This is a genomic window from Paenibacillus sp. FSL H7-0943 (genome assembly GCF_037963265.1).
GTDB classification, from domain to species: domain Bacteria; phylum Bacillota; class Bacilli; order Paenibacillales; family Paenibacillaceae; genus Paenibacillus_AQ; species Paenibacillus_AQ odorifer.
Genome location: NZ_CP150148.1, coordinates 880,576 through 896,661 on the forward strand (window position 1 = coordinate 880,576; position 16,086 = coordinate 896,661).

Sequence of the window (16,086 nt, forward strand, 5' to 3'; positions counted from 1 at the left end):
TATGAAAAAGCGAGCATTGTGGAAGGATATTTTTCGTGAAATTGGGCATACCAAAGCCCGGTTTATTTCGATTTTTGCAATTATTATGTTAGGCGTCAGCTTTTTTGCCGGAATCAAGGCCACTGGGCCAGATATGCTGAATACAGCTGGAACCTTTTACAAAGAGCAGCGCTTGATGGATCTGAAGGTGCAGACTAACTACGGCCTGACCGAAGACAACATCGGGTTACTCAGAAATGTACAGGGGATCGATGAGATTCAGCCGAGCTATAGTGCAGATGTATTCATAGGTGATAATGCCTTAATACTTAAAGTCAATTCTTACAACACGGATAAACCACTTAATCAATACCGTATAATTGAAGGCCATCTACCGGAGCATTCCGGTGAAATCGTGCTGGACGATAAGCTAGCGGAAGAATATGCGTTGGGTGACAAGGTATCTTTCAGTGGAAACGGTACGGATGCGGAGCTGTCGAACAACTTCGAGACACTGGAGTATACCGTAGTTGGCTTTGTTAGAAGTCCACAGTTTATTGAGCAAAGTACCCGGGGCACCAGTGGGATCGGCAAAGGTACGGCGGATGCGTTCGCCGCGATCCCGGAGTCAGATTTCAAGCTTCCGGTGTATACGGAAGCCTATCTGTCCTTTAAGGATACAGCCGGGGTGAAGGCTTATTCGCCGGAGTATGAAGATCTGATCGAACAGCATACCCATGCTGTAGAGCAGGCGATGTCCGGCGTGCCGGAAGCACGGCTTGCTGAGCTGCGGGCGGAAGGCGAGAAAGAGCTTTCTGGTGGCCGCGCAAAGGTGGCCGCCGCCGAGCAGCAGCTTGCGGATTTGCAGCGCCAGCCGGAGGAAGTGCAGCAGGAACAGGCTGCAAGTATGAAGGCAATTGCTGCCGGACTTGCTTCTGCCAAGGAGGAATTGGCGGCAGGGGAGCAAAAGCTTGCAGAGCTGGAGCAGCTTAAGGTCTACGTTACTGACCGAAGCGCTAATCCGGGATATGCCGAATATAAAGATAACGCTGATCGGTTGTCGGCGATTGCCAGTGCGTTTCCTGTGTTCTTTTTCCTGATTGCTGCGCTGGTCAGCTTGACGACCATGACACGGATGGTTGAGGAGCATCGCCTGCAGATTGGGACACTGAAAGCACTCGGTTATGGCAATCGCGACATTATGGCGAAATTCCTGGTCTATGGTACACTTGCCAGTCTGGCGGCTTCAATTGCGGGTCTTGCGGTTGGTTTTACCCTGTTTCCGGGTATTATCTACGATGCGTATAGTGCAATCTATAATTTACCGGATATCACGAAGAACTTCTATCTTTCCTATTCGATCATATCCGTTATCGTAGCGTTAATATGTACTACGTTGACGGCGTGGATTGCCTCACGGGTAGAACTACGCAGCAATGCTTCCGTATTGATGCGTCCGAAGGCACCAAAGAGTGGCCAGCGTATTTTACTGGAGCGGATCACTTTTATATGGAAGCGATTGAGCTTTGTCCAAAAGGTTACCGCACGGAATCTATTCCGCTATAAGCAGCGGATGTTCATGACTGTATTCGGCGTGGCTGGCTGTACAGCGCTGATCCTGACGGGATTTGGTCTCAAGGATTCAATTGGCAGCATCGCCGGGTCACAATTCGGCACGATTATGAAATATGATGCACTTGTGGCACTGCATGAAGATGTATCTGCCGATGTGCTAAAAGCCTACGACCAACTAATCACTGGTGAATCTGCAGTAACTGGGACGCTGAGTGTGGCGCAAGAACGGATGACCGCACATGCTATTGGTGTAAATGACCAAGAGGTTCATCTGTTCGTTCCTACCTCTGTTAACTCTTTATCCGATTTCGTGGAGTTGCGGGATCGAAAAAGTGGAGAAGGGCGGATGCTTACGGATGATGGGGCTATTATCTCAGAGAAGCTAGCTAAGCTGTATGGGCTGGAGTCTGGTGATAAATTGACCGTGGTGGACAAAGATAATGAGACGTTCGAGATTGAGGTCGCGGCGATTACAGAGAATTATGTAATGCACTATATTTATATGACACCGGCGTATTATGCTTCTGTGTTCGGAGAAAAACCGCTATTCAATACAGAACTGCTGAACTACACCGCACATGATAAAACATGGGAAGACAAATTTGGTGAGAAGCTGACGGCTAATGAGGGCGTCGCTGCCATCAGCTTTTCCAGCAGTGTAGGCTCCGCCTTCGATGAGACTATGAAGAGTATGGACGTTGTAACCTTGGTGCTCATTGTTTCAGCGGCGGCATTGGCTTTTGTCGTCCTCTACAATTTGACCAATATCAATGTGTCCGAGCGGATCCGGGAGCTGTCAACCATTAAGGTACTGGGCTTCTACGACAAGGAAGTAACCATGTATATTTACCGCGAAAATATGCTGCTTAGCCTACTCGGTATTGTGGCTGGATCGGGTCTCGGCATAGTGCTGCATAGCTTCGTCCTGAAGACGGCCGAGCTGGATGCGACGATGTTCGCTCCGATCATCAAGTGGCCAAGTTATATTTATGCGGCGCTCCTAACCCTATTGTTCTCCGGTATAGTCATGGCGTTCATGCATATTAAGCTCAAACGAATCCATATGATAGAGGCTTTGAAGTCGGTGGAATAGCATCTAAAAATGCCAGAGCTGCGGCTCTTTCTATGAAATAGCTTCACTGGAGTCCGAAACTATGCCTCAAAGGCGATAAATGAGCAAATAGCGCCCCCTGGGTCCGTAAGTAACTGGAGATGGTTAGGAACCGACGCTATCGTTCGCTATCGATGCCATCCGATGATTTCTGACGATATTGTTTGTTATCTGAATCTATGCCCGACGCTATCGGACCCAGATGACCTTAAACGACGGATTATCCGCCATTTGGAATGTTATCGGACTCCACAGCAGCTATTGGCATAAAAAATGCCAGAAATGAGGCTCTTTCTATAGAATAGCGACACTGGAGTCCGAAACTATGCCTCAAAGGCGATAAATGAGCAAATAGCGTCCTCTGGGTCCGTAAGCAACAGGGGATGGTTAGGACCTGACGCTATCGGACCAGCTATTGGCATAAAAAACGCCAGAAATGATGCTTTTTCTATAGAATAGCGACACTGGAGTCCGAAACTATGCCTCAAAGGCAATAAATATGCAAATAGTGTCATCTGAGTCCGAAAGCAACAGGGGATGGTTAAGACCCGAAGCTATCAGATGCCATCCGACGGTTTCTGACGATATTGTACGCTATCGGACGCTATCGGACCCAGATGACCTTAAACGCCGGATTATCCGCCATTTGCCATGGTATCGGACTCCATAGCAGCTATTGGCATAAAAAACGCCAGAAATGAGGCTCTTTCTATAGAATAGCGACACTGGAGTCCGAAACTATGCCTCAAAGGTGATAAATGAGCAAATAGCGTCATCTGAGTCCGGAAGCAACAGAGAGCATTGATTTGGCGATGTGCACGAGGGTATATGCGTAGATTTAGAAGTAGTTGCAGAAGTAGAAGTAGAAGTAGATGTAAAGGTAGAAGCAGAAGTAGATGTAAAGGTAGAAGTAGAAGTAGAAGTAGAAGTAGATGTAAAGGTAGAAGCAGAAGTAGATGTAAAGGTAGAAGTAGAAGTAGAAGTAGAAGTAGAAGCAGAAGCAGAAGCAGAAGCAGAAGCAGAAGCAGAAGCAGAAGCAGAAGCAGAAGCAGAAGCAGAAGTAGCAGTAGCAGTAGCAGTAGCAGTAGCAGTAGCAGCAGTAGAAGTAGAAGTAGCTGTAGCAGTAGAAGTAAATGTAGATGAAGAAGTAGAAGTAGATGCAGATGTAGATGTAGATGCAGAAGTAGATACAGCTGAGCCGAATACTCGGAGCCGCTTCGCCTATCTACGCCTAGCTTCTCCTATCCGCTCTTGCTTCGCCAACCTAAACTGCAGACAACTAGACAACAGAGCAGCGTTCTCAAACGAGAGAATCGCTGCTCTGTTGTCTTTTTACAATATTAAAATGCTTCGAACTGTCTCCTGCATAGGAAAAAGCTACTTAAGCGACATGTGCAGGATAGGAAAAGGATTACCTTGTTCGTCGAGTGCTGAACGCTCAAAAACCTGAAATCCCATATGCTCATAGAAACCTAAAGCTTGGGGATTTTGCTCATTCACATCCACGAGGTATACGGCGAGTTTCTGCATGACATAAGCTACTAGCGCTTTTCCAACCCCTTTTCCCATTGCAGCAGGTTCTACGAACAGCATTTCAATCTTATTATTCTGAACCCCTATGAAGCCAAGCAACTGTTCCTCATCATCTGTAAAAGCAAACAAATCGCTTATGCCCTCAAGCGCCTGCGTGACCAGCGGCCGCAAAGCATCAATATCCTGCTCGGATAGAAAAAGATGAGTATGCCGCACGGATGATTCCCAAATGTTCAGTAGACGGTTTAACAATTCTTCATTTCTAGTTGTGAAGATTTTTATTGAGTCCATATCTTTCCCTCACGATTCAATCTAATTCGAAGAAGAAGCTGCAGCCGCAGCTGATGCAGCCGCTGCCCCGGCAAGAGCAGCCTGTTGCGCAATTACAATATTGGTAATGTTGGTAGAAAGCATCGTAGTTAATACGCCGTTTTGCACATCCTCCACAGATCTGAAGGCTACCAGTGCAGAAGACAAGAGCAGTAATTCCTGCTTACTAATAGACCAGTTCCCGAAGCCCTTTTTTGTACGCAAAAATTCGTAAGTCTCCGAGACATCAGTAACGATGTCCTCCTTGTTGCAAGGGAGCAGGGATAACACGCCCAGTGAGGAGAGGGTATATTCCTTGTCTAGCCGGATACCCTCTGCACGAAATGCATCTCTTAATGCCAATACACGGTCCGCTGCTTGAGGGGCTTCTTCCCCAAGAACCAATACCTGGGTCAGGGCTTGCACACTGTTGCCTGACATAAACTCGGGCTTAAGCGTTACATAGAGCTGCTCCATGCGGTCCACGCCACTCTCAACATCGATATCGGAAAGACCAAGCATCGCGGAGAAGATATAATCGTCCTGTCCGGTAAGGAAACGATGTTTTGCCTTCATACTATCGTAAAATAGCTTTGCCCGTTCTACCGTACGCTGATATTGATCCGATGTTTCATTAGCAGCGATTTGATAGGCAGCAACGACGAGATAATCAGAAGCTCTGAATTTGGCTTCCTTCATTAAATCATACACGGCAAGTGTGTTTGCAAGCAGAGTTTCCTTCTCGTCAGAAAGAGAGAGCAGGGCAGCAATACTGATCACCGAAGTCCCTCTAAATTGAGAGAAAATCCCGGTACTCTCCTTAATTAGCTCATAGCTGGCACGGATGGCTTCGTCATCTGCAACTTTGTCTTCTACAGCATACAATAGTGCCGCTAACCGATTAACCATGGCATTTTGCCATGGAAAAGCTTTTTTGATCCTCTGAGCGTTGTCTGCGAACAATTCAAGCCTAGCAGGATATTGCTCCTTCATTGGATACACCTCTTATCTCTACTTTTAATTCATAACATTACGAAAATCCTGTGTTGTAGATTCATTTTACTATAAAAAATAAATCGGATGCCCACGAAAGCGGCTTACTAATAGGCTAGAGGTTGTTCAGGTGACCCCATGATTGAGTTTACTATGAGGATGTTATAATAATTATAAGATGGATCGACAGAGGTTTAAATGACAACAAAGGAGAAGAGCGACGATGACTGAGAGAATACCTGAAATCGTATTGAACGATGGAGTGAAGGTGCCTGCGATTGGTTTTGGTACCTACGCGTTAAACGGAACTGAGGGAGCACAGAACATCACTAAGGCGATTGATGTTGGCTATCGTCTGATCGACACTGCGTTTAATTATGAGAACGAAGGTGCTGTAGGCCATGCTGTTCGGCAAAGTTCTGTGCCTAGGGAAGAGCTACTCATTACTTCCAAACTGCCAGGACGCCATCACTCTTATAAAGAAGCGTTGTCTACTATACAGGAGTCTTTATTCAGAGCCGGATTGGATTACTATGATTTCTATCTCATCCACTGGCCTAACCCTAGAGTGAATTTATATGTTGAGGCCTGGCAGGCGATGATCGAGGCACGTAAGCAAGGTTTGATTCGCTCCATCGGTGTATGTAACTTTTTGCCGGAGCATATTGAACGTTTGATACAAGAAACTGGTATAGCGCCGAGTATGAATCAGATTGAGCTGCATCCTCATTTTAATCAGGAAGAGCAACGTGCATGGAACAAAGAGCATGGGGTAGTGATTGAATCGTGGAGTCCATTGGGACGGGCTAGCAGTGTACTGGAAAATGAGGAAATAGCGGAAATAGGCAAGGTTCATAATAAATCGATATCGCAGGTTATCTTACGTTGGCATATACAGCTTGGGGCTATTCCCATTCCAAAGGCTTCTTCTCTAGAGCATCAGCGTGATAATCTGAATATTTTTGATTTTGAATTATCGGAAGCGGAGATGACCGTTATTTCCGCATTAACCTCGCCAACAGGTCGCATAGCTGATCAAGATCCCGCATCGTATGAGGAATTTTAATAAATTTAACTACAACACGCCATTTATTGGCGTGTTTTTTTATATTAGGCTCTTACTAGCGCTTTGGCATACTGTTTGCCAGACGAGAGTAGGTTGTCGCTCAGTTCAGGATCTTTAACCGTCCGTGCAAGAACAAGGGAGCCAACCATAGTACTGAACAGTGCGCTACCTTTGGACGCGTCAATTCCCGCCAGATCAGAGATAAAAGCAATCATCCGCTCCAGTTCCTGCGTGAATACCTGCCGAACTTCTTCTGAGGAACGGGATATTTCGCTAGAAAGGGCAGGGATAATGCAGCCCATCTCCATTTTGTCGCGGTGATACGGACTTAAATAATAATCAATGACAGCATCGATTTTGGGGTTCTGCTCTTCCTGGTCAGCGACCCTCTGCAGAAGTGCGATGGTATCGCTGATGGCATACCGGCAGGCTTCCGCTACAAGCTGTTCTTTGTTGTCAAAATGGGAATAAAACCCCCCATGAGTTAATCCGGCCCCCTTCATAATGAACGGAACGCTTACATCGTGAATACCGTTGGTGCGAAAAGCCTGAGCAGCACTTTCAACGATTTTATTTCGCACTTTTATTTTATGACCTTTGGGATACGGCATTGTAATCACTCCACAGCTTCATAGTTCTACTTTTAAAATATTATAGGCGTCATAATAAAGCCTGTCAATTTAGCGATTCTGAGAAAGTTAGCTTGTGAAAGGCGAGGCAAGGTTATTGACTGTTTTAAAATATGATGGTAATAATATATTACGATCATCATATTTTAAAAAGTTCAACAGGAGGTATCAGGAGATGAGTAAGCTTGAAGCCGTAGAAACATTGGTCATTGGATCAGGTCCGGGAGGTTATGTGGCGGCGCTGCGATCTGCACAGCTTGGGTTGAAAACAGCGATTGTTGAACGCAACCAGCTTGGCGGAGTCTGCACACATGTTGGATGTATCCCATCCAAAGCATTAATTGCTGAATCACATCGCTATAATTTGCTCAGACCGTTCAATTTTGCAGATGCGTCAGCATCTTTTAAAAATGCTCAGGATTTTAAACAAGGAGTTGTGAATAAGCAGGCAGGTGGAGTCAGTTATTTATTAAAGACTGCTGGGGTGAGCATTTTCGAAGGAGAGGCTAGCTTGGTGGATGAACATACAGCTATCATCAGTCAGTCTGGACAGGAGCAAACCTTATCCTTTAAAAACGCTATCCTGGCTACAGGATCTCGTCCGATTGAGCTGCCAGCCTTTCCTGTTGGCGGACGTATTTTGTCTTCCACAGAAGCGCTGTCGCTCCCTGAGATTCCAACTAGCCTAGTAGTTATAGGTGGGGGCTATATTGGTGTCGAGCTGGGGCAGATGTATGCCAAATTCGGAACAAAGGTAACGATTCTGGAAGGGGGAGAACAAGTGCTGCCTGGATTTGAGGCGGAGCTTGTGAGCCCTGTTGGAAAGCAGCTGAAAGCCGATGGCATGAAGATTATTACCGGAGCGACAGCTGTGAACGTAGTAGAGAGTGCAGATACCATTACACTGCATTATTTAAAAAATCAGGAACAGCAGCATGTTACAGCGGAATATGTGTTAGTTACTGTGGGCAGAAAACCAAATACAGACGGCAATTTAGGACTAGATCGCATAGGCTTGCCAGTGACGAGTAGGGGATTGATTGCGACGGACGAACAGTGCAGAACAGCTATCCCACATATTTTTGCAATTGGAGATATTACAGCAGGCCCGACTCTCGCTCACAAGGCATCCTACGAAGCCAAGATTGCGGCAGAGGCCATTGCAGGTCTCTCCTCCGAAGTTGATTATCGAGCCATCCCGCTCGTTGTTTTTTCGCACCCAGAGCTGGCCAGTGTCGGCTTAAGTGAAACAGAAGCAAAGACAAAAGGCATTTCGCTGGTTATTGGCAAATCCTCCTTTGGGATTAACGGGAGAGCCTTGGCCTTGAGGGAGACGGAAGGTTTCGTCAAGCTTGTAGCGGACCTAAATTCAGGAGTCGTAGTGGGTGCACAAATCGTTGGAGTAGAGGCATCCACACTCGTGTCGGAGCTTGCTCTTGCTATTGAGATGGGAGCCACTGTGGAGGACTTGGCGATGACCATTCACCCTCATCCCACATTGGGAGAAGTAATTATGGAGGCTGCTGAAAATGCAGTTAAAAAAATGGTGATGAAAGAGAGTGGAAAATGAAGATAAAAGCAGGGCTATATATAGGAATTGCGATTGTGCTGATTGTTGGAGGGGCGCTTCTTGCTGTAAAAGGAAAGGATGCAGTCAGTCAGGCTGAGAGCAGGAAACAAGGGATTCTGGATGCGGAGCAGAAGACAATATTTTATCAGAATAGTCCAGGGTCAATTGTCGAGGTCGGTGTGGCTGCAGGTGATTCTATAAAACAGGGAGAGGTGCTGTTTAAGGTTAAATCTGCTGAAGGAGAAACGGATGTAGTTGCGCCGGAGGACGGATCAGTCAACAAGATTATTGTAAAGCCGGGAGATCTAGTCCAGCTAGGAATGCCAATGGCGGTTTTGCAAAAAAACAGCTTTTATACAGATCTCTACATACAAGAAAGTGAAATCCAAAAGCTAGAGGTGAATCAAAGTATTGGCGTTCATTTTCCATATTTGGAGCACCCAACGGAGGTGACAGGTGTAATTACATCTATCGCAGCCGCGCCTCAATTTGCGAGCTTACGTATGTCACGTGAAAAAGGGCAAGCCGATTTAAGCATGTTTCTTGTCCGTGTAACTATGGATGGGAATGCTGATTTGCTTCCGGGGATGACAGCGGAGGTGAAGCTCGATGAAGTCACTGATTGACGAATGGAAGTACGTGGCGGGTAGTAAGTATTTACGCCTGATTTTTATAGGTCCGCTTATTGCGGCCCTGTTTTTTGGCTTAATGTTCTCGAAGAACCAAATCAGCGAATCGCATGTTATTGTCATTGATGAGGATCACAGTTCGTATTCACGACAGCTGATCTCAAAGATAAATGCCTCTCCATATATGAACGTAACAAATGTGTACTCCAGCCGCCTGAACCCAGAGACGTTACTGGCAAATGAGCAGGCTGTAGCGGTCATCATGCTTCCCAAAGAGTTGGGGCAACATCAGCAGCAGGGGATATCAACAAATATTGGCATCTTAATGGATAATACAATGCCATCAGGGTTAACCAGTATCCGGACTGCGATTCAGGAAGTGATCCAGACGGAAAATGTGACTCTTTCTATGACCCGGCTCCTCCAAAAGGGGGTGGATGCCGAAACCTCTAAAGGGCTTGCTTCTCCGTTATCTCTCCAGCAGCGGATGTTGTTTAACCCGACCACAAGTTATGTGGGTTTTATGGTCATTGGATTTGTGAATATTGTGGTGCTGATGATTACAACAAGCGCAGCGGGTTCAATTGTCCCTCGGTTGCGGCAGGAGGGGAAACTCTTTGCAAACGGGAAGTCTCCTTGGCAGATTTGGGTTCGCAGTGTACCTTACGCTGTTTTGACCACTATTTCGCTGCTCCTATGTTATGGCTTATTAAAGCAGGTGGGGGGAATGCGCTTTGAAGCAGCGCCTTACCTGTTTATTATTCCACTGTTTGTATATGCCTTTGCCTTGTCGCTTATGGGTCTGTTGATTGGTTATACTGCCAAAGATGTATCCAAAGTTAATTTACGAACCAATTTCGTGTTGTATCCGTCGTTTCTTGCTACTGGAATCCAGCTGAGTCCACTTGCCTTTCCAGAGTTTTTTCAAATTTCCGCATGGGTATTACCTATGAACTGGCTTAATCGCCTCATACGTGGAATGGCTTTTCGGGATGGGGCGCTAACAGCCTACAGTCAGGAGCTGGGGGCGCTGCTGATGATTATCGGCGTTGTATCCTTATTCATTGGATTGCTGGTGCTTAGGGAGATGAAGAAACCAGAGATTCAGTTCTCAGAATCAGTCAGCGCTTGAGTAATTTGATCTAGTCTAGTTTAGTCCAGTCGTGCAAACCGTTGTTCTGTTTTATCAAGATGCTTCACCCGCTCTTCTAAGCTGCGATCTGACATCCCGGCATAATTATACCAACGGAGGTTCTTCCGTATTCCCATTTTGCGGAAGGTGCCTCTGAATAGAATTTTGGTGATGGGGTTGCCAAAAATCCAACGATAAAAGAAGTCGGGCGTGTTCATTACGGTCAGCAGGGACACTCCTTTAATATTCGGGAGTAAGCATTTGAAGGGCCGCCCAGGTTTAGTTTCTTCGTAGACAATGCCTTTTGCGAATACCTTATCAAGGAAACCTTTGGTAAGAGCGGGCATGGCTTCCCACCATATAGGGAAAATGAAGACAATATGATCCGCTGCTATAAGACGCTGCTGATAATTGGCGACTAGCGGGTCGGGGGTTCTCTTTTGCCGCCAAGCAGTGAGTTCTTCGTGCGACATGACTGGATCAAATCCATCGGCATGCAGATCGATAAGATCAATCGTATGGCCTTTGGTGGTGAGACCTCGCATTACGGAGGCTAATAAGGCTGCGGAATAGCTTCGCTGATGGGGGACATTCTCGGACGCTGTTGCTCCGTATGGATGATCAAAAATAATTAAGACATTCATATAAATACCTTCTTTTCGTATTATTGTTTCCTAGAAATAAAATATTAACTATGGAAACAATAATACGTTTTAAGTTTCCTTGTTGTCAATATTATTTCTAGGAAACTTTATTTATGATCTGTGTCTTGTTAAAATGTGCATAAGATGAATTTACGAGGAGACTTAACAGTGACGCATTCTTTCGAGAACTTACCTAATAAGGATATTTTGATAAAAAAAATGATAGAGATGATTCCCCAACTACAAAAGCGATTTCAATCGGAGGATGATGAAGAGAAGGAATGGTTGATTCAGAACTGCAGTAACCCCCTTATCATTGATTTCCTCCAAGACTCCACAGTCATGATGCTGCATGTAATAGATGCGATTGGACAGCTTGAGCCGGTGAATGGCACTACCATTTCGAAGCAATTCGGAATTCCGAAAGGCAGCGTGTCCAAAATCACTAGAAAATTAGTGCAGCAGCAAATTATTCGCACGGAGTATCTTCCCGTTAATAAAAAAGAAGTGCTGTTTCTTACAACACCTCTGGGTAAAGAAATATTCGTTTTGCACCAAGCTCTACATCATCAGATGAATAAAGGGATAAACCGGTTTCTACAGAGATATAACACAGATGAATTGTTATTTCTGATCCAAGCGTTCAGGGATACTTTAGAAGCATCATGGGTTCATTCGGAATCGGTTGCTGAAGAAGAACTATTAAACACTGGAGAATCTCTTGAGGCAATGAAAAACGATGAAATGAGTCAAATCGTAGACATGCTTAACCAACTGGATACGCGTAACCTCAAAAAGGCTAAGGCAGTTCTCCAAGCTATGTTTTTCACCCCTTTTGATTAGCTTTATATTTTTTGATAATGGCTTATTTTCTTTTCACCCTTCCACAATTGCTCTAAAAGCATGGCCAGTATAGTGCCGACAAGCAGACCATTACTGCAAATATATCGAAGTGTGGAAGGAAGACTCTGAAATACCGCTGGAGGCAAAAACATAAGTCCGATGCTCACCAACAACGTTATTCCTAGTATCGTTAATCGGCGATGATCAAGCTGTTCCCGCAACAAGGATTGGAATGCAATCCCTACGATTTGTACAAAAGTAGCTAGAAGTGCTGCACTGGCTACTGGCGCTGGAAGTAACGCTAGCACATTGACAACGGACGGCATAAGCGCGATAACGGTTAGTAACAGACAGGCCATAAGAAATGGCCGAATTCGCTTTTGCCCCGTTAATTTCATAAAGCCCGCCGAGGCTGGCAATGGAACAACGCCTATCGTTGAGAATAGGGCGGCTAGTATATGAGAGATCCCTCCCGTCCAAATCCCTCGACTTAATGCTGTTTTTTCATCTTTCGGTACAACCAGAACTACTTGTTTTACAGCGGAAATAGAAGAAATTGTATTGGATACTAACAAAAACGTAAACAACAGTGAGGTAATCACGATCCCTAGATCGAATTGAGGTACTCCCCAAGCAAAAATTTGAGGGAACTTCAAGACGGGAGTTGAAGCTGTAAATGTTAGCCTCACTTTCCCCAATGCTGCAAATAGTCCCGAACCCAACCCGATTCCAATCAGTACGGCGTAACTACTAATCCATCCTCTTCCTTTAATAGAGAGAAAAATAACAAGTCCAAAAATAAAAAAGGATATGAGTGCTGCCATAACATCTGGTTCGGCGCTTGTTCCCTGTAATCCAAGCATGCCCTTGACTAATACACCGCTTAATTGCAAGGAGAGAATGAACAAAAATGAACCTGAAACTAAGGGTGTAAATAAAAATTGAAGCCTATAAACTAGCCCTGTAGTTCCTAATACGATGAGAAGAAGACCGGCTACGATTAATCCTCCTTCTAGAATTTGTAATGTATGCATCTGATCTTGCCCTTGAATGAAGGCTAAGTTGCCTAATATGACAAAGATACTTACCCATGATCCCGCAGGTCCATCTGCAATAGGGTATTTATGTCCGAAGCACCCCTGAATAAACGAACTGATTCCTACAACGAAAAACGTCCGCTGCATTAAGGTTGAAATTTGTTCAAACGACAATTGAAAAATACCTCCAATGACAATGGGCAGAGCCACTGCATTGGCTAGCAAAAAAATAAACCATTGTACAGTACTGAGACTATTAGTAACGCGTTTATTCTCCATATCAACTCACCTTTACTATTGTTAACTTTACAATCTATACGGAAAATGAAAGCCACCTTTCGATTTGAAATCGTTAAAAGGTGGCTTGCTTATTAATCTATTACCATTTGCGATATGGCAAAAACTTTCCGTTCATCGTCAGAATGATGCGGTCACCGTTCGGATCTTCTTGCTTTTGTACGTCGAATTGGAAATCGATTGCGCTCATGATACCTTCGCCAAGCTTCTCTAAAACAAGTTCTCTAATCGTTGGACCGTATACAAGCAGCATTTCGTATAGGCGATACAATCCTGGATCTGTAGGCGGCATATCGATGACATCACCACGGTGTGGGATTTGTGCGAGCGCTTGAACCACTTGTTCGTCGAGTTCAAGCAATTCCCCCATTTTATCTGCTTCATTACGTGTCATTGTTGCTTGACCCAACAGTGCAGTTACAACCCAGCTCTCTGAATGCTCGCTTACCTTTGCGATTTCGCCCCAAGTTAATCCTTTTGCAAATTTAGCGTCCAATATCTGTTGTGTCGCTTCTTTTCTATTCATATTTCATTGCTCCCTTTAGTTTAGTATAATGAGTATCGCTTAGTGCTTGTCGTGGCCTGTTACTTGTTCATATCCATTTACAATCAGATCGAGTTTACCAGTGTCTGGTGCAATCACCAGACCATGAACAGCTACCTCTTTCGGAATGAGCGGATGATTACGCACCAGATCTATGTTTCCTCTAATCGAATCTACGACATTCGTAAAGCCGAACAACCATTTATGAAGATCGATACCTGCATATTCAAGTGAAGAAAGAATTTCTGGTGTCGCGACTCCGCGATCCATTATTTTTTGAAGTGTTCCTTCAGGGTTGCTTTGACTCATGCCACAATTGTGGTGACCGATGATATAAATTTCTTCCGCATTCAGTTCGTAGACAGCCGTTACGATACTGCGCATGATGCTTCCAAATGCATGGGTAATCGTTCCACCTGCTGTTTTGATGACTTTGGCATCCCCATTGTGTATGTTTAGGGCTTTAGGCAGCAGCTCAATCAGTCGAGCATCCATGCATGTTACGACAATCATGCGTTTTTTAGGGAATTTCGTTCCCTCATAAGGTAGATACTCCTTGTCTTCTACGAACTGATCGTTATACTCCAAAATTTCTTGTAATAGCATTCTTGGGCCTCCTTTGAAGTGTTTTAGTTATCACTGTTTCAATGGCTACTAACTAGTGAATCAGGATATAACTAAGTATAGATATTCATGCTTAAATGCTGAATAAGTTGGCGAAACGCTATATGTCCATTTGCTTTCATGACGAAAGGATTGATTTTTATTTTTGATCATATCGATTTTGCGATACTAGCATTACTAAGAGAAAACTCCAGAATTCAGTGGAAGGACATTGGCCAAAAGATACATATGACCGGCCAAGCGGTCGGAAATCGCATTAGGCGTTTAGAAGATTTGGGGGTTATCGAGCAATATACGATCGTTACTAATAAAGCAAAGCTAGGTCTGTCTATCACAGCCTTTATTACATTTTTTGTGGAATCAGCCAATCATCCTTTATTTCAGAAGTTCGTGATGGCAGAGGATGCTATTACCGAAGTGCATCGAATTAGCGGAGAAGGATGTTATGTATTAACCGGACATTTTGCTTCTAATGAGGAGCTTGAGGCATTTCTGGCTCAACTTTTGAATCATGGGAATTATCGAGTGAGTCTATCCATCGGAAAAATAAAATCTTAATCCATACAAAAAAGAGGGGCGTAGACCCCTCTTTTTTTTCCAATTTATAATTTTTGATAATGATGTAAGAGATTCTCTATTCTATTCTGAATCATTTGTTTTAAGGCTTCAGGTTTCACGGATGTAACAGCATGACCATATCGCATAAAATAATTAGCCAAGAAATCCTCTTCACCTGGATTATAGAATCCCTTAATGACTGTTTTCGGACCAACTTCTATTTTCATAGAAGGATAATGTTCTTTATAAAAAATATCCTTTGCTTGTTCCGCAATCTCAACTTCAAAGTCAATACTTTTCGCAGACTGATAGATTTCTAATGAACGACTAAGAAGTTCTTCTATAGAATAACGAGCTTTGCTTTCCTCTTCTTCAATGAAGGTTATTCGATCACATCTAAAAACTCTATATGTATTCGTCGTAAGCTCTATTCCAGTGGCATACCATTGACCAAACTTAGCGGAAATCCTAAAGAATTGAACAGGGTAGCTTTTTGTTTGGTTTTCTTTTGTATATGCAATGTTACAGGCACTCTCATTTAGAATACTTGCTAGGATTTTATCTAAAAAACGGCTGACATGCTTATGCTGATACATTTCGAATTGCAGGACCTTTTTCATTTTGTGAATTTGGTTGATTTGTGTACTCGAAAGACAGTGCTCGAACTTTTCGTTTAGCTTGTTAACACTCAGATGAAAGGGTGTAGATTGATAAGATTCTAACGTCAGCATGGCAAAATACAGCGCATAGACTTCATCTATCGTGAAAATAATAGGGGATAACAATCTGTTTTTTAAAAGTCCATAACGTCCGTGTCTTCCATGTTCCGCGAAAATAGGCATACCTAATTGTTCTAATGAACTAATATCGCGTAGAGCTGTACTTTTTGAAATAGCGTATTTATCCATGAGATCACTTAAATTAAAGAATTCTCGACTGTTTAAGTACCTCATCATGTCATTTAATCGTTCTGATTTTTTCATATATAAAACTCCTTATAAAGGTGTCATGTT

General features: G+C 44.1%; 16 protein-coding genes. 8 read left to right on the plus strand and 8 right to left on the minus strand.

Features of this window, described 5'->3' with window-relative positions; genetic code table 11:
• Position 1: 1 nt before the first annotated feature.
• Both NSQ55_RS03860 and NSQ55_RS03865 read left to right on the plus strand, forming a co-directional pair.
• Positions 2-2,647, plus strand: coding sequence for an FtsX-like permease family protein (locus NSQ55_RS03860; protein WP_339171364.1), 2,646 nt, complete (start codon positions 2-4; stop codon positions 2,645-2,647).
• Positions 2,648-3,479: 832 nt separating this feature from the next.
• Positions 3,480-4,115: a hypothetical protein gene (locus NSQ55_RS03865; RefSeq protein WP_339171367.1), complete on the plus strand. Its 636-nt coding sequence runs from the start codon at positions 3,480-3,482 to the stop codon at positions 4,113-4,115.
• Here the strand turns inward: NSQ55_RS03865 and NSQ55_RS03870 are convergent.
• Both NSQ55_RS03870 and NSQ55_RS03875 read right to left on the minus strand, forming a co-directional pair.
• Positions 4,043-4,489, minus strand: a complete 447-nt coding sequence (locus NSQ55_RS03870; RefSeq protein ID WP_076128576.1) for a GNAT family N-acetyltransferase — start codon at positions 4,487-4,489, stop codon at positions 4,043-4,045. The two genes, NSQ55_RS03865 and NSQ55_RS03870, sit on opposite strands and share 73 nt — an antisense overlap.
• A gap of 21 nt (positions 4,490-4,510) precedes the next feature.
• Positions 4,511-5,500, minus strand: a complete 990-nt coding sequence (locus tag NSQ55_RS03875) for a DUF4003 family protein (protein WP_339171370.1) — start codon at positions 5,498-5,500, stop codon at positions 4,511-4,513.
• Positions 5,501-5,723: 223 nt separating this feature from the next.
• Between NSQ55_RS03875 and NSQ55_RS03880 the strand changes: the two genes are divergently transcribed.
• Entirely contained in the window at positions 5,724-6,566 is an 843-nt protein-coding gene (locus tag NSQ55_RS03880) for an aldo/keto reductase (protein WP_339171373.1), read from the plus strand.
• A 44-nt stretch (positions 6,567-6,610) separates the two neighbouring features.
• Here the strand turns inward: NSQ55_RS03880 and NSQ55_RS03885 are convergent, their stop codons facing one another.
• Entirely contained in the window at positions 6,611-7,177 is a 567-nt protein-coding gene (locus NSQ55_RS03885) for a TetR/AcrR family transcriptional regulator (protein WP_339171376.1), read from the minus strand.
• A 193-nt stretch (positions 7,178-7,370) separates the two neighbouring features.
• Here NSQ55_RS03885 and lpdA point away from each other — a divergent pair, with 193 nt between their 5' ends.
• Genes lpdA through NSQ55_RS03900 form a run of 3 tightly spaced genes read left to right on the plus strand, consistent with a single transcriptional unit; the run spans position 7,371 to position 10,526 of the window.
• Positions 7,371-8,765 carry a dihydrolipoyl dehydrogenase gene (gene lpdA / locus NSQ55_RS03890; RefSeq protein WP_339171378.1) on the plus strand — a complete coding sequence of 465 codons (1,395 nt, stop codon included), beginning with the start codon at positions 7,371-7,373 and terminating at the stop codon, positions 8,763-8,765.
• Complete coding sequence (locus NSQ55_RS03895) at positions 8,762-9,391, plus strand: HlyD family efflux transporter periplasmic adaptor subunit (RefSeq protein ID WP_076128586.1); 630 nt, start codon at positions 8,762-8,764, stop codon at positions 9,389-9,391. The genes lpdA and NSQ55_RS03895 overlap by 4 nt, the downstream gene beginning before the upstream one ends.
• Complete coding sequence (locus NSQ55_RS03900) at positions 9,375-10,526, plus strand: ABC transporter permease (RefSeq protein ID WP_339171381.1); 1,152 nt, start codon at positions 9,375-9,377, stop codon at positions 10,524-10,526. The genes NSQ55_RS03895 and NSQ55_RS03900 overlap by 17 nt, the downstream gene beginning before the upstream one ends.
• 20 nt (positions 10,527-10,546) lie before the next feature.
• Here NSQ55_RS03900 and NSQ55_RS03905 read toward each other — a convergent pair whose 3' ends face one another.
• Complete coding sequence (locus tag NSQ55_RS03905) at positions 10,547-11,170, minus strand: NAD(P)H-dependent oxidoreductase (RefSeq protein WP_280753659.1); 624 nt, start codon at positions 11,168-11,170, stop codon at positions 10,547-10,549.
• Between the two features lie 168 nt (positions 11,171-11,338).
• Between NSQ55_RS03905 and NSQ55_RS03910 the strand changes: the two genes are divergently transcribed.
• Positions 11,339-12,013: a MarR family transcriptional regulator gene (locus tag NSQ55_RS03910; RefSeq protein ID WP_339171384.1), complete on the plus strand. Its 675-nt coding sequence runs from the start codon at positions 11,339-11,341 to the stop codon at positions 12,011-12,013.
• A gap of 2 nt (positions 12,014-12,015) precedes the next feature.
• Here NSQ55_RS03910 and NSQ55_RS03915 read toward each other — a convergent pair whose 3' ends face one another.
• The 3 genes from NSQ55_RS03915 to NSQ55_RS03925 all read right to left on the minus strand — a co-directional run bounded on the left by NSQ55_RS03915 (position 12,016) and on the right by NSQ55_RS03925 (position 14,497).
• On the minus strand, positions 12,016-13,329 hold the full coding sequence (locus NSQ55_RS03915; RefSeq protein ID WP_339171386.1) for a purine/pyrimidine permease: 1,314 nt from the start codon (positions 13,327-13,329) through the stop codon (positions 12,016-12,018).
• 100 nt (positions 13,330-13,429) lie between these two features.
• Positions 13,430-13,873 carry a cyanase gene (gene cynS, locus NSQ55_RS03920; protein WP_076302909.1) on the minus strand — a complete coding sequence of 148 codons (444 nt, stop codon included), beginning with the start codon at positions 13,871-13,873 and terminating at the stop codon, positions 13,430-13,432.
• A 39-nt stretch (positions 13,874-13,912) separates the two neighbouring features.
• Complete coding sequence (locus tag NSQ55_RS03925) at positions 13,913-14,497, minus strand: carbonic anhydrase (RefSeq protein WP_076185111.1); 585 nt, start codon at positions 14,495-14,497, stop codon at positions 13,913-13,915.
• Between the two features lie 138 nt (positions 14,498-14,635).
• Here NSQ55_RS03925 and NSQ55_RS03930 point away from each other — a divergent pair, with 138 nt between their 5' ends.
• Positions 14,636-15,073: an Lrp/AsnC family transcriptional regulator gene (locus NSQ55_RS03930; RefSeq protein WP_076185110.1), complete on the plus strand. Its 438-nt coding sequence runs from the start codon at positions 14,636-14,638 to the stop codon at positions 15,071-15,073.
• A gap of 44 nt (positions 15,074-15,117) precedes the next feature.
• Here the strand turns inward: NSQ55_RS03930 and NSQ55_RS03935 are convergent, their stop codons facing one another.
• Positions 15,118-16,056, minus strand: a complete 939-nt coding sequence (locus tag NSQ55_RS03935; RefSeq protein ID WP_339171390.1) for a YafY family protein — start codon at positions 16,054-16,056, stop codon at positions 15,118-15,120.
• Between the last annotated feature and the right edge of the window lie 30 nt (positions 16,057-16,086).